Raw genomic sequence first — 14,256 nt, 5'->3', positions numbered from 1 at the left:
ACCTCGGCCATCTCACCAGGTGTCACACCATCACAACGACACCAACAGCCCAACAGACACGCCACTCACAAACGAAGCTGACCAAGCCCTACTAGCGCTCGTAGGTCCAATCCCCGCCACTGTCCATTGGATTAGGGGAGCCCGCCAACCGGGCCGACATGGGTTCCTCTTCCGGCGCCTCGACCGCGCTCCGCGCCGCACGATGACGACGTACCCGCCGATCCGATGCTCGCCAGAGGGGCCGGGTCGACACCGCCACCCCCAGTACGGACATGACGACACTGCCCAGGACGAGAAGGTCCAGCGTTACCGCGAACCCGATCAGCGTCGTCTCAACGCCGGCGGCCGGGATGATCTCCCGTACGCCGAACGCCACGCTCGCGGCCACCCATGCGACCAGCGCCGTACCCAGGCCCGCCAGGGTCACGCGCAGCGCCAGGAGCGCCCGGTGCCCGTGGACGCCCACCGTTCCTGGTGCGGCTCCCAGCACCCGGGCCGCCTCCCTGTGGGTCATCCCCAGCTCCTTCGTCAGCAGCATCACCCTGCGCTGCTGCAGCGGCAGACCGGCCAGTGCCTCGTCGATCACGTGCCGCAGCTCGGCCTCCTCGACAGGCCGGACCGCCGGCTCGTCCTCGAACCGCACGTCCGCGTCGAGGGACTCATACCCCCGGCCCGCGTCGTGGAGCCGGGCCGCACGCTCGACCTCATGGGTCATGCAGGCGTAGAGGTAGCTGCGCACGTTGCCGATCGGCTTGTCCTGGGCCAGCACGGACTTCAGGGCGCTCTGCACCACGTCCTCGGGGTCCGCGGACGACCGCGGTACGTCATAGTCGCGCAGCCGGCTGGCCGCGAAGCGGACCATCCGGTCGTACCGCTCCTCGACCAGCTCCGCCAGCGCATCGGCGTGCCTCGACCGCGGCCTGTCCCGATCAGCCACGCCGCCCCCGCTTCCCCGTCCGGCGCCCCATCGGCGCCCGCCCGGACCTGTCCTTCGCACGCATCATCTCGGCCTTGCCCGCCGCGCGGTTGCGGAACGCGATGCTCTTCAGCACGCTGCTCAGCGCCGGCGCGAAGAGCAGGATCAGGAACACCGCGACGCCAACACCCGTCAACTCCACCGGACCTCCTCAGTCTGCGGCCCAGCGCCTCACGGTGAAGCAGCGGCGGCCGTACAGATGCTGAGAGACGTACAGCCGCCGGATTCTTTACACGGCACCGAAAAAATTCTGTTGGGCGTCTCCTGGCAGGGGTGGGCGCCATGTCGCCCACCACTGCGCAGAGGGGAGGTCGAGCAGCTGGGGCGACGTCGTCGGCGCGATCGTGTGTGGCGCCGCGGTGTTGACGGGGCTGGCGCTGATCATCGACGGTCCCGCCCGGCAAGGTGAGCGAGTGGCGCTCTGCCGGACCGTACCGAGCGGGGAGGGCGGGTGTGGTCGTGATCCATGTGAATTGCCGAAGTTCACCGTCATCGCTGCGGACGGGCAAAGTTCGCAGCGGGGAGGCTTCGGCGGTCATGGACGTCTCGGTGCCCCACACGACGGGATCGAGGGCGGCAGGGAGGCGAGCTGGACCTCGAGTTGTTCGGTGGTCAGGCGTACGGCCCGCTGGAACCGGTTGCCCCATGTGTCGTCGCCGTCTCCATCACGCCCCCTCGGCGCCGGAAGCCGGCGGCCCCCGTCTGGTGGGTGGCGAGCCGGTTGTCGGCGTCTGCCTGCGGCCCAGCGCCCAACCGGCCAGGCAGCCAGGGATGTTCGTCTTCCTGGTACGCAAAGACGCTGTGGTGTGGTTGCAGCTCAATCCAGGGACGCGCCTCGCCTCCGGTGAGGGTGTCCATGCCGTTCCGGTCGCACCTGCTCCTCGCTGTCTTCGCAGGTGGCGGGAAGGTTCCGGGGGCGAGGCCGCAACGAGCGAATGCTGGGCTGTTATGGCCTGCGGGCGCTGGCTTTTGGCCCCCGCGGGGGAGGGTCGCGGCGACGTTTCGGGGATGTTCGAAAAGCTTGTACGGCGCTGTACCGCGGGCGACGCTGGCCGCACGAGGGACGCCGCCCGCACCGGGGCCTCCCGGAATCCATCAGGGGGAAGCAGGAGATGTACAGGATGAGTTCCCGCCCGCTGGCCAAGATCATGATGGCGGTATCCGTGGGTGTGATGGCCGCCGCCGGTATGGCGGCTCCGGCCTCCGCAGCGGAAGCACGGCAAGCCGAGCGGACGAAGGTGAGCGCCCAGTTCGAGACGGTCACCACCTGGATCCAGGGCAATGTGCGGATCGGGCCGGCGACGGGCTACCGCATCGCCTACACCGTCGCGGCGAACCAGAACCTCACCGCCGTGTGCTGGCTCGAAGGCGGCACCGTCTCCGCCAACGGCTACACCCACAACAAGTGGGTGTACCTCTCGGATGAAAGGTACATCTGGGGCGGCCTGCTCAAGGGCAACGAGGTGGGCAACGTCAGCTCCCCCTGCTGGTGACCCACCGGCCATATCCGAGTTCAAGAGCATGCCTGCAACCAGTGACGGGCGGCAGCCAGGGTCACGTGGATGTCGTCGCTCCATGAACAGACTTCCAGCCATGACAGGTAGCCGCCCTGCGTGAAGACCAGGACTTCACCCGGGCACTCGCCGGCTTCGGTGACGAGCTGCGCTTCGGCCGCCACGACAGTGCCGGGTCCGGTGGGCGCAGGCTCTGCCTCGCTGGCGTCGAGGTCGAAGTAGGCGGTGCCGCACCTGCATGTGCAACGCGATCGCACGCTGAGGTGTGGAACCTGCCTTCGGAGCACGGCATGAACCGGATTGTCCGCGCTCAGGACTGCCGCAAGCACCTCGGCTACGTCTGCAGGCAGTCCTTCCATCATTCCGTAACCATATCTGCCCAGCAGCTTTTGGCTTTGGCTATGCCGGCGCATCGCCCATCAGCCAGCAGGTTGTTCACGCGTCGAGAACCAGACCGGCGCCGACAGGGCGGCCGTCGATGATCTCCAGTCGGTCCTGCAGCCTCTCAAGCTTGCGGTCTTCGAGCGCGCGCAGCCACCCATGGACCCACCGGGGCGCTTGCGCCCCCTCGCCGGGTGAGCTGCTCCCACCCACCACCACAGCGGTTCAAGGATGGGTTGTTCGGCTGCGGCCGGAGGTGGCGGGCGGGCTCCGGCAGGTGACTGGCGGCGGGCACCTGGACGGAGTGTCCGTTCTGGTGCCCGGTGGTGGCAGGATGGCTTCATGTTGATGCCAAGGAGCGATGCCGCGTAGGCGTCCGAAGGCTGTCCGCGCACAGCGGTGGCAGCCACGCTGGCAGTACCGGGTGGTGAGGGTGCGGGGTGTGTCCGCACGTACTCGGGCTGCGATCCGCCGCGTTGAGGATCAGGAGTTGTGGCCCAACGCGGTCGCCAATGCGCTTGCCCGCTTCGAGCGGGCATTCCAGCAGCCCGGCCGCTATCTGAACGCCTCAGAGTGACCGCGCAGGCGGTTGATCCTGCGGGTGCGGTCCGCGTTCAGGTCAGCCCGGCGGCCGGTGAGGACCCGCAGCTCGATGGCTTGTTCGTCGTCCGGTTGCAGGACCGTGAGGTCGCGACGCATCCGGGCCTGATCGGCGATGACGGTGGCGTCCTTGGCGTCGCAGCCAAAGCTGTCGACGGAGCGGCCCGGTCGGCGCCGACAATAGGGGAGCACCTGCATGAGCAACGGCGTCAGGGGGACTTCGCGATGGATGCCCCGCTCAACTGTGGGCATGGTCCCTGCACGGCCGCCGCTGCATTCAGCGGACGGAGTAGGGCTACCAGCGATTTGGCCCGCATCGAAGCCGGACCGAGAAAGGTCGCGCAGTAGTCCGCTGCGCGTTGACCTCCCCGATGCGGACCGCTGCAGCCAGGCGGCCGGACACACCTACTCTTGGTCATCCCGTTGTTTCCGCAGCAACGCCCGGCTGCGGCCGGGTCCGCATGCCCCAGCGGGCAAGAAGCGGACCGGAAGCACCCAACGCGGCGAAGAACAATGCGAGCAGCAGCCAGCCCGCGGTGCCGAGGCCGAGCACCACCGTGGTGAGGATTGCGGGGGCAAGAGCCTGGCCCGCGCTGAAGCCGAGGCCGAGGACACCTTGGTACTGGCCCTGGGCATGGTCGGGGGCAAGACCGAAGCCCAGGGCGAAGCCGGCCGAGGACTCCCAGACCTCTGCCAGGCTATGGACGAAGATCGCTGCCAGGACCAGTCCCGCTGCCGCCCAGACCGGGGTGTGCGCTGCCAGCGCCATCATCGGGCAGCTGACGAGGAAGAGCAGCCCCGCCGTGCGAAACGCCCTGCCACCGTCGTGCAGGGTTTCGACACGGGAGCCGATCCTGGTCTGCATCAGTACGCAGAAGGCGGCATTGACGGCGAACAAGACGGCCACCGTCCAGCGCGGCGCTTCGGTGTGTTGGGAGATCCAGATCGGCAGGAGCAGCGAGACAACCGGGTACTGCAGCCCCATGGCCCCGTAGAGGGCGGTGAACGTCAGGAACGGGCGGTCCGTGAAAGCGAGCCAGCGACGCTGCTGTGGCGGTGCGGCCAGCACCGGATAGCGGGGCAGCAGGAGCAGAAGCGCCGCGCACAGGGCGAAACTCGCCGCGTTGCCGAGGATCAGCGTGACATAGGCGCCACGGGTGTCCGCGGCCAGCGCCAGCCCGGCACCCACCGTTCCGAGAATGACGCCCAGGTTGACGAAAGTGCGCAACTTCGCCCGGAACAGGGCCGGGCGATCACCCCCGACCCGGACCACCAGAGCACCCCAAGCCGCCCCACTGGCCGCCGCGGCGATCTGATCGACCGTCGCGATGATCGTGAGCGCGGCCCAGCTCTCGACCAGGACGAGGGCCGCCATCGACAGCGCCTGCACCGTGAGGGCCAGCATCATGATCGTGCGCGCCCCGCGCCGGTCGGCCAGATGCCCTCCGGGTATCCCCGCGCCCAAGCCGATCACTCCGGCGATGGTGAGCGCGACGCCGACCTGCACCGCGGGCAGGCCCACGACCAAGGTGAAATAGAGGGCCGACGCCGCATTGAACAGACCGTTGCCGACCCGGTTGACGAAACTGGCGGCGATCAGCACGCGCTCCGGCCTGCTGGCCCCCGCCATGCGGCCTATTCGGCCTGCCAGGCCGCCCCTGATCATGGACAGCAGGCTAGCAGCGGTCGCAGAACCCGCAGCAAGACCGCGTCCCTTGACCGCGACACGGGGGCCCACGACGAGTGCACCATCTCCGGGGGCCGTGTAGGCGAACGAACGGATGACGACAGGCGCACGCACTGCGTTCAAGGAACCCGGACTTCCGGGGTCCGACGGCGACGCCGATACCGGCAAGCCCGAGGGAAGCTGATGACCGGCATGGCTGACAGTCGGGGTCGAATGCGACCGCCACAACGGGCGGCGGCTTGGCCAACCTGGTCTACAAGCGACCGTCGACCGTCCAGCAGCCGACCGATCGCCAAAACCTTCTCCCCACCGAGGCCGGGGCCGAGGATCCGGGTCATCGACGAGCAGGCCGGCACCTTCAGTCGCCTCCACCCCCTGCAGTGACCGAAGTTCAGCGAGTTGCTCGCCTACGGGTGGCCGGGCGACGACGTGCACATCTCCGAGACGTTCCACCTCGCCGCCTACTCGGTCAAGCAACGGTTGGAAGCTTGCGGGGGAGTGGGGAGATGCTCCCGACCAGGGGACACTAATCAATTGCGGAGGCAGCCGATGGCCCGGCATTGTTCGGAGCGTCGCCCGCTCTGGTGGGCCCGCCGGCTGAGGAGGAACGTCCGCCATGGTCATCCCCGTGCATCGCCTGGCTCTCCTCGGAGGCGGCTTCTCCATGGACGATGATGGCCTGTTGGACGACTGGGTGCTTGGTCACGCACGCGCTTCTCGGCCCAAGGTGGGCTTTGTGCCCACGGCCAGCGGTGATGCCCCTGGCTATCTCGACCGCTTCTTTTCCGCGTTCCAGCCACGCGCCTGTGAGCCCAGTGTCTTGACACTGTTCCGGAGGGAACTCGATGACGCCGCGTTGCGCAGGTTCGTACTCTGTCAAGACGTCGTGTACGTAGGGGGCGGCAACACCGCGAACCTGCTGGCAGTCTGGCGTGCGCATGGCGTGGACCGGCTGCTGAGCGAGGCCTACGATCGCGGCACGCTACTATGCGGAATCAGCGCTGGCGCCAACTGCTGGGCCGAAGGCTCGCATACCGACTCCTTCGGACCGCTGACGTTCCTGCCGGACGGGCTGGGCCTACTGTCCGGCTCGGTCTGCCCGCACTACGACAGTGAACCCGGCCGCCGCTCCTCCTACCAAGCAGCCGTAGCCACCGGCGCGCTGCCCGCCGGGTGGGCGTTGGAGGACGGCGTCGGCGCCCTCTTCACGGACGGCCTCCTGACGGAAACGGTGACCCGCACGCCGCAAGCCCATCTGTATCGGATCGAGCCGGATGAGGAAGGAGCCGCGGAGCGAGCCCTGCCGTGCCGCTTGCTCCCTGAAGCACAATGACCCTTGACAGCCTTTGCAGCAGGCCGGGCGAGCAGCGGCGCATGGCGTAACTGTTCTTGTCGTACGACGACTATGCAACCGGCGGCATGGACCCCGCAGACCGCGAAGCTGTAGGGGGCGCTCTTTGTAGCGGTTGTGCCCTCCCAGCACCGGACTGACCATCGAGACCCGGGCCCGGTTCGGCCATACCACCCCCGTAGACACCACCGACGACCCCGCATATACGCCGCCTGACCGTCCACCTGCCGAGGCCCAGGCCGCCTCCACTGGCGACCTCACCGCCGACGCCGGCGCCGCGGTGTCGCGCGCGGGCGACCGCTACACCTGGGTGCAGCGACTGCCCTGCAATGCCTACGAGCGCGCCCATCCCGAGTACTGCACCGAGGGCACAACCACCGAACTGCACCACGACAAGGACTACTTGCACTTCTGCTTGGAGCCGATGACCAAGGACCCCAAGCCGTGTGTGAAACGGTCACCGGGCGTGATGCGCTACTGCCAGGCGATCGCGGCGACGGTCGCACAGCACGCACGCGGGCATCACAGGCGATGAAACGGCCGCTGAACGCGCCGTCTACGCCCACGACCGTGACCACAGACCCGGTTCCGCCGCATTCAGCCGAGCCACCACCCGGCTGGTAAAACCGCGCACAGCTGGCTCCGCCAGGGCCGCCACACCGAACAGACACAGCGCCGCCTGCACAGCCCACCCGGTCCCTGTCCATCGCCGCCGGCGTCGAAGGTTTTCGCTAACCCGGACGGCACTTTCACCCAGGAGATGAACGCTGCTCCGGTCCGTGCCCGGAAGGGCGACGGTACCTGGGCTCCCATTGACACCACGCTCGTGCGCGAGGCCGACGGTTCTGTGCAGGCGAAGAACACGACGGCCGATCTCACTTTCTCGGGTGGCGGAAGCGGGGCCGGACTGGTCACGCTGGAGGACGAGGGGCACGAGCTGCAGCTCGGCTGGCCCAGTGCACTCCCGGAGCCCCGGCTCGACGGCGCCACGGCCACGTACGCCGGAGTCCTGCCGGATGTCGATCTGCAACTGACCGCGCTGAGCTCGGGTTACACCTCGGTGCTCGTGGTCAGGACCGCGGAGGCGGCGAAGAACCCGGCACTCGCGACGATCAGGATGACCGTCTCTGGCGGCGGTCTGGACATCGCCCCGACGGCTGATGGCGGTTTCGTCGCGCGCGACGGCGACGGCACGTCGGTCTTCGAGAGCCCGGCGGGGCGGATGTGGGACTCGGCCGGCGACACCCCGGCCACTTCCAACGTGACCACGCAACTCGTCCGCTCCGCCTCTTCAACAGAGGTGGCGACCGTGGGCGATCCGGAGGCGGCCCCGTCGCCCGCTGCCAAGGGTGAACCAGCCCCTTCCGAGGCCCCGAGCAGTGGTGACGCGGCGGCTGAGCTTCCGCTCAAGGTCACCGATACCGCCTTGGAGATCACGCCGGATCCGGCCCTGTTGCGCGGCGAGGGCACCGTCTTCCCGCTCTACATCGACCCGCCGACCAAGGGCATCGCGCTGGGCGACTGGACGGCCCTGGCTTCCAACGGCACCAAGTACTGGGAGTTCGACGGGGACAAGGGGGTTGGGCGCTGCTCCAACCACGCCGGCTACCTGTGCTCCTACAGCCCGTACACCCAGCGTATGTACTTCGAGTACCCGCTGTCGTCGATCCACGGCAAGAAGATCCTGGACGCGACGATGGAGGTGTACCAGGAGTGGACGTTCACCTGCGAGCCGCACTGGTACGACTTGAGCCGGGTGAACAAGGGAATCTCCTCCAGCACAACATGGTCCTCCCGTCCCACGGCGGTGGACCTGATGGGCGACCGGAATGTGGCCTACGGGCGGGGCAGCTTGTGCGACCCCTCACAACCGGCGAACTGGGTGCGCTTCAGTGACAACGTGGAGGGGGAGTCGAACGAGAACCTGACGACGACTCTTGCGTCCTACGCCGCGAACAAGGAAGCGTCGATCACCTTCTCGCTGACCGCGCACGACGAGTCCGACGCGGCGGCCTGGGCGCGGTTCCGCAACGACGCCGAACTGTCGGTGACGTATGTGTCCTACCCGGGCAAGCCGACCTCGTACGGCATCCAGCAGGGCACCATCGGGCGGGTCTGCAACGCCTCCACGCTGCCCTTCGCCACCAGCTCCACCAAGCCGAAGATGCTGGCCACGGTGCAGTCGCCGGACGGCAGCCAGGCACAGCTGCGCGCCCAGTTCGAAGTGTGGAAGGCCGACGGCTCCAGCCGTGTCTGGTACGCCGCTTCACCGGACGGCGCCTGGGCGGCCGATAACGCCCCCCGCACCGCGTCGACCAGCGCGCTGGCGCCGCAGACCAATTACCGGATGCGTGTCAAGACGCAGGCGTACTACATGACGGACCGGGGTGCTGCCGGTGTCCTGGATTCCGCCTGGTCGTCCTGGTGCTACTTCCGTGTGGACACCGATTCGCCGCCACCTCCGGTGGTGAGCAGCCTGCGCTGGGACCTGTATCAGCCGGCCGAGACCCACCCGGCGTCAGGCGGCGTGGGCATGGCCGGCAGGTTCACCTTTACCCCCGCAGACACCAACCCCGCCATGGCCGGTATCCAGTCGGACGTTGTCAGCTACAAATGGCGGCTGAACAGCGGCAAGCAGTCCGACCCTATTCCCGTCCCGCAGGGCACGGTCGCCACAGTGCCGATCGCGCCGGACCAGGCAGGCGAGAATACCCTCCAGGTCTGGGGCTTTGACGCGGCCGGCCACAGCTCGCTCACCGCCTATTACAGCTTCCTCGTGAAGGGCGCCGAGAAACCCTCGGGGATCTGGCACCTGGACAACAGCCTCACCGACTCCACTGCAGCAACCCCGCATCCGCTGACCTCCTCGGGGACTAGCTGGGATGCCCTAACTCGCAGTGGCTCAGGTGCGGCGAAGCTCAATGGCACAAGCGCGTACCTGTCCACCTCGAGTGGGGTGCTGGACACCAGCAAGTCCTTCACTGTGTCGGTCTGGACCCGACTGGCGAAGAAGGACGCCAACTACGCGGTGCTGTCCCAGGCTGGCACGAACGCCTCCGGGTTCTCGCTGTACTACTCCACGGCCTACAACGCCTGGATCTTCAACCGCCACCACACTGACGTCGCCAGCCCTACGATCACCCGGTCGGTCGGGACCAAACCACCGGTCCTGAACGCCTGGACGCATCTCGCAGGCGTGTACGACGCGGCGGCGCAGACGATCCAGCTCTACGTCAACGGCATCCCGCAGGGCAAGCCGGTGCCGTTCACCGTGACTGCGTGGAACGCGTCCGGAGGCCTGCAGGTGGGCCGGCTGTGGCACGCGGCGACCGGCAAGGAGTATTTCCCCGGCACGGTGGACGAGGTGAGGGTCTGGTCTCGGGCGCTCGCGGACACCGAGGTCGCCCACGATGCCTGGCTGGAGGATGAGGACCTCAGCGACGGCACGGCCGGTGACCCGGTGCCGGCGCTCGTCGCCAAGTGGGACGCCACGGACACGGTCAACGCGACCGGCACCACGGTGAAGGACACCAGCGGCTTCGGCCGGAACCTCACCCTCAACGGTGCGGCGCTGACCCAGTTCACCACGGGTGACCCGGAGATCGGAGAAGAGGTCACGACCCGGCAGACGATGACGCTGAACGGCACCAGCGCGCACGCGACGGCCACCGGCCCGTTTGTCGACGACTCCGGTTCGTTCACGGCGACCGCCTGGGTGAAGCTGGATCCGGACAAGCTTGCCGACACGAGCAAGTCCTACGCGGTACAAGTGTTCGGCCAGTCGGGGACGAGCCAGTCCTCCTGGGGTATCTGGTATGAGCAGCCGGCCGGCAGTACCCAGGGACGCTGGACCTTCGGCCGCCCCGACAAGGACGGCACCGGAGCGGTATGGACCAAGAGTCAGTCCACTGCGGTCACCACGGCCCAGCTGCTCGGTGTGCCGGTCATGCTGACGGTGGTCTACGACGCCCAGGCCGCAGCCGATGCCGACGACACCTCACAGCGCGGCGGGCTCAAGCTCTACGTCGACAGCGCCCTGATGGGGGATGAGCACGGCGTGGCCTACCCGGCTCCCTGGCAGGGCGGCGGAACGTTCGAGATCGGCCGAGCGAAGATCAACGGCGCTCCCGCGCGCTACTTCCCCGGCACGATCGACAGCGTCCGCGTCTGGGCCGGAGCCACCTCCACCGACACCATCGCCAACCGGCGCAACACCGAGCAGCAGTAGGAGCGGGGCGGGACAGTGCGGCCTGCGTGCCCGCACTGTCCCGCCCCGCCTTCTCCTGCTCCGTTCCTCAACAGCTCTGACGCGCACATATCCGCGCGCACGCGCCATCTGTATCCGGCGTTTCGGGTGCCGTGGGCGCTACCGAGCGCTTTATGCCCATTTCCATTTTTCAAGAACCGGGAATCACCGTGTCTACAAGACCCTTCCGTAGACGGTTGCCAGGGGCGGTCATCCGCCGTTGGCTCGGCCGTGGCGCGGTCATCATCTCCCTGGCCCTGCTGCCGCAAGTCGTTGTTCCCGCGGGTTACGACTTCGCGGCGCAGGCCCAAGCCCAGGCCGCCCGCAAGCCGCTGGAGGACCGGCCCGACGCCAAGATCGACAAGGTGGGTGTGCTCAAGCCCGGCACGTCCAAGGCTCCGAAGGACAAGGCCGCACCAGCGTCCCGCGAGACCCGTGAACGGATGAAGGAAGCTGCCTGGCCCAGGGCCGGGAAGGCAACCGCCGAGGTCGAGGCGAACCGCAAGGCAGCTGTCACTGTGGGCGGGCTCGGCCTGACACTGGCGCAGGAGCCCGTTGCCTCGTCAGCCAAGTCGGCGAAGACCAAGGCGAAGGCAACCGGTCCGGCCGAGAAGGTGGCGCTGCGCGTCCACCCCCGGACGGCCTCGAAGAAGGCAGGTGTCAACGGTGTCCTGGTCACCGTCGACCCAGCGGGAGCCGCCGAAGGCTCGGCCGGTGACACCGACAAGCTCCGGGTCTCCCTGGACTACTCCTCCTTCAAGGATGTCTACGGCGGTAACTTCGGCCCCAGACTGCGCCTGGTATCGCTCCCGGCTTGTGCGCTGACCACCCCGCAGAAGAAGTCCTGCCGCATCCAGCATCCCGTGGCGGGCGCCCACAACGACGCGGAGTCCCAGACCGTCACGGGCAGCGTCTCCGCCCCCAGCCTGAAGACCGGCGCTCCGATGCTGTTGGCGGCGTCGGCCGCCAGCTCCGGCGGCGGGGGCGACTACGGCGCCACCCCGCTGTCCCCGACCGCGACCTGGGAGGCGGGCGGCAGCACGGGTGACTTCACCTGGAACTACCCGCTGCGTGTCCCGCCGGCCACGGCCGGCCCGTCCCCGAACCTGTCGATCTCTTACAACTCTGCCTCGGTGGACGGTCGCACGGCCGGGGAGAACAACCAGACCTCTGTGATCGGCGAAGGCTTCTCGATCACCGAGTCCTATATCGAGCGCAAGTACGCGTCCTGCAAGGACGACGGCCACTCCAGCAAGGGGGACCTGTGCTGGAAGTACGCCAACGCCACGCTCGTCCTCAACGGCAAGGCCGTCGAACTGGTCAATACCTGCGCCGACAAAGCCGCCTGCGACAGTGCAGCCCTGTCCGAGGCGTCCGGCGGAAGCTGGAAGCTGAAGAACGAGGACGGCACCCGAGTCGAACACCTGACCGGAGCCACCGGAAACGGTGACAGCAACGGCGAGTACTGGAAGGTCACGGACGCCTCCGGAACCCAGTACTACTTCGGCAAGCACCGGATGCCCGGCTGGAGCGACAAGGGCACCACCGACACCGCCGACGACGACCCGTCCACCTTCTCCACCTGGAGTGTCCCCGTCTTCGGCGACGACTCCGGCGAGCCCTGCTACAAGTCCACCGGCTTCGCCGACTCCTTCTGCAACCAGGCCTGGCGCTGGAACCTCGACTACGTCGTCGACACCCACGGCAACGCCAGCATCTACTGGTACAGCAAGGAAACCAACTACTACTCCAAGAACGCTGACACCACGGTCAACGGCAGCGCCTACACCCGCGGCGGCTACCTCAACCGCATCGACTACGGCCTGCGCAGCGACCTGATCTACAGCAAGCCCGCCGCCCAACAGGTCCGCTTCACCTACGGCCAACGCTGCATCGTCGTCAACGGCTGCTCCAGCCTGACCGAGGACACCAAGGCCAACTGGCCAGACGTCCCCTACGACATGATCTGCGCGGTCAACACCAAGTGCACCACCCAGATCGGCCCGTCCTTCTTCACCCGCCAGCGGCTCCTCGACATCACCACCTCGGTGTGGACCGGCATCGGCACCACCCGCCGCGACGTCGACACCTGGCACCTGTCCCACGACTTCCCCAACACCGGTGACGCCTCCTCACCGAGCCTGTGGCTGAAGTCCATCCAGAACACTGGCAAGGCCAACGCCACCGCCGCCCAGCTCCCGCCGATCGTCTTCGGCGGCATCCAGATGCCCAACCACGTCGAGGGCAGCGGTCCGGACACTCTGCGCTATATCAAGTGGCGCGTGCGCACCATCAAGTCCGAGACCGGCTCGACCATCACCGTCAACTACTCGGACCCTGACTGCATCTGGGGCTCGACCATGCCGACGGCCATTGACAAGAACACCCGCCGCTGCTTCCCGGTCAAGTGGTCTCAGTCCGGTGCGACCCCGGTCACCGACTGGTTCCACAAGTACGTCGTCACGTCCACATTCCAGGACGACCCCTACGGTCACAGCGACACCGGTGAGACGTATTACGACTACCAGGGCGGCGCCGGATGGGGCTACGCCGATGACGAGGGCCTGACCAAGGTCTCCAACCGCACCTGGTCGCAGTGGCGCGGCTACGGCAAGGTCGTGGAGACCTCCGGTAACTCCGAAGGCCCCCGCTCGAAGAAGTCCACCCTCTACATGCGCGGCCTGAACGGCGAGAAGGAACTCGACGGCACCTCCCGCGTGGAGAAGGTCACCGACTCGACCGGTACTGCGATCGATGACGCCCGCCAGTTGTCCGGCTTCGTCCGCGAGACCATCGTCTACAACGGCACCGAAGAAGTCAGCGGCACCATCAACACCCCCTGGTCCCACAAGACCGGCAGCCACACCTACAGCTGGGGCACCACCGAGTCCTGGATCGTCCAGGCCAACGAGACCGCCACCCGTACCAAGACCTCCACCGGCAGCCGCACGGTCAAGCAGAAGACCACGTACGACACCACGTACGGCATGCCGCTCACGGTCGAGGACAGCGGCAACGCCGCCAAGACCGGCGACGAGACCTGCACCCGCACCAGCTACGCCCGCAACACGACGGCCTGGCTGGTGAACAAGGTCAGCCGCGTCGAGGTCTACTCCGTCGGCTGCATGGCCATTCCAACGGTCCCTGACGACGTCATATCCAACGCCACCACGGCCTACGACGGCCAGGCAGTGGGCGTGGCACCTACCAAGGGCGACATCACCGCAACCTATCGGGTCGCGAGCTACGATCCGGTGACCAAAGCACCGGTCTACCAGAAGGTCTCCGGCGCCACCTTCGACAAGCTGGGCCGCCCGCTCACTGAGACCAACGCCCTGGGCCGCACGGTCAGCACGGCCTACGTCCCCGACGACAGCGGTTACGGTCCGTTGACGTCAAAAACCTCCCCTACGTTGTTCTGCGGGAGGTGCTGAGCCCTTCGTATGGTTCACCCACCCAGGGGTGCCGGGTGTGGTTCAAAAAGCTCTGCCGCTTGTGGCT

General features: G+C 67.6%; 7 protein-coding genes and 3 pseudogenes. 5 read left to right on the top strand and 5 right to left on the bottom strand.

Going from position 1 to position 14,256, the window contains the following annotated elements; translation table 11 throughout:
* Positions 1-91 precede the first annotated feature (91 nt).
* Both ACFYW5_RS37095 and ACFYW5_RS37090 read right to left on the bottom strand, forming a co-directional pair.
* Positions 92-937 carry a sigma-70 family RNA polymerase sigma factor gene (locus ACFYW5_RS37095; RefSeq protein WP_389421557.1) on the bottom strand — a complete coding sequence of 282 codons (846 nt, stop codon included), beginning with the start codon at positions 935-937 and terminating at the stop codon, positions 92-94.
* The gene (locus ACFYW5_RS37090) at positions 930-1,118 is read right to left on the bottom strand and encodes a hypothetical protein (protein WP_389421556.1); all 189 of its coding nucleotides are present in this window, start codon (positions 1,116-1,118) and stop codon (positions 930-932) included. Before ACFYW5_RS37090 ends, ACFYW5_RS37095 begins: the two co-directional genes overlap by 8 nt.
* A gap of 979 nt (positions 1,119-2,097) precedes the next feature.
* Between ACFYW5_RS37090 and ACFYW5_RS37085 the strand changes: the two genes are divergently transcribed.
* The gene (locus ACFYW5_RS37085; protein WP_389421555.1) at positions 2,098-2,469 is read left to right on the top strand and encodes a hypothetical protein; all 372 of its coding nucleotides are present in this window, start codon (positions 2,098-2,100) and stop codon (positions 2,467-2,469) included.
* 20 nt (positions 2,470-2,489) lie between these two features.
* Here the strand turns inward: ACFYW5_RS37085 and ACFYW5_RS37080 are convergent, their stop codons facing one another.
* The 3 genes and pseudogenes from ACFYW5_RS37080 to ACFYW5_RS37070 form a co-directional block, all read right to left on the bottom strand.
* Positions 2,490-2,852, bottom strand: coding sequence for a hypothetical protein (locus ACFYW5_RS37080; RefSeq protein WP_389421554.1), 363 nt, complete (start codon positions 2,850-2,852; stop codon positions 2,490-2,492).
* Positions 2,853-3,450: 598 nt separating this feature from the next.
* Positions 3,451-3,609, bottom strand: a pseudogene (locus ACFYW5_RS37075) (transposase); the annotation flags it as partial.
* 277 nt (positions 3,610-3,886) lie between these two features.
* Complete coding sequence (locus ACFYW5_RS37070; protein ID WP_389421553.1) at positions 3,887-5,074, bottom strand: MFS transporter; 1,188 nt, start codon at positions 5,072-5,074, stop codon at positions 3,887-3,889.
* Between the two features lie 700 nt (positions 5,075-5,774).
* On the opposite strand from ACFYW5_RS37070, the gene ACFYW5_RS37065 reads away from it, so the two are divergent.
* The 4 genes and pseudogenes from ACFYW5_RS37065 to ACFYW5_RS37050 all read left to right on the top strand — a co-directional run.
* Complete coding sequence (locus ACFYW5_RS37065) at positions 5,775-6,491, top strand: Type 1 glutamine amidotransferase-like domain-containing protein (RefSeq protein WP_389421552.1); 717 nt, start codon at positions 5,775-5,777, stop codon at positions 6,489-6,491.
* A 148-nt stretch (positions 6,492-6,639) separates the two neighbouring features.
* Positions 6,640-6,739, top strand: a pseudogene (locus ACFYW5_RS37060) (XRE family transcriptional regulator); the annotation flags it as partial.
* A gap of 530 nt (positions 6,740-7,269) precedes the next feature.
* Complete coding sequence (locus tag ACFYW5_RS37055; RefSeq protein WP_389421551.1) at positions 7,270-10,737, top strand: LamG-like jellyroll fold domain-containing protein; 3,468 nt, start codon at positions 7,270-7,272, stop codon at positions 10,735-10,737.
* 230 nt (positions 10,738-10,967) lie between these two features.
* Positions 10,968-14,162: pseudogene (locus ACFYW5_RS37050) on the top strand (hypothetical protein); the annotation flags it as partial.
* Positions 14,163-14,256 lie beyond the last annotated feature (94 nt).

The organism is Streptomyces sp. NPDC002779, assembly GCF_042888685.1.
In the GTDB taxonomy this organism is placed as follows: Bacteria; Actinomycetota; Actinomycetes; order Streptomycetales; family Streptomycetaceae; genus Streptomyces.
This window is presented reverse-complemented; position numbering and strand designations above follow the sequence as displayed.

Bases quoted from the DNA above. Each gene is read 5' to 3' on its own strand.
- ACFYW5_RS37085 (WP_389421555.1), top strand. From the start codon at position 2,098: ATGAGTTCCCGCCCGCTGGCCAAGATCATGATGGCGGTATCCGTGGGT.
- ACFYW5_RS37080 (WP_389421554.1), bottom strand. From the start codon at position 2,852: ATGATGGAAGGACTGCCTGCAGACGTAGCCGAGGTGCTTGCGGCAGTC.
- ACFYW5_RS37065 (WP_389421552.1), top strand. From the start codon at position 5,775: ATGGTCATCCCCGTGCATCGCCTGGCTCTCCTCGGAGGCGGCTTCTCC.
- ACFYW5_RS37055 (WP_389421551.1), top strand. From the start codon at position 7,270: ATGAACGCTGCTCCGGTCCGTGCCCGGAAGGGCGACGGTACCTGGGCT.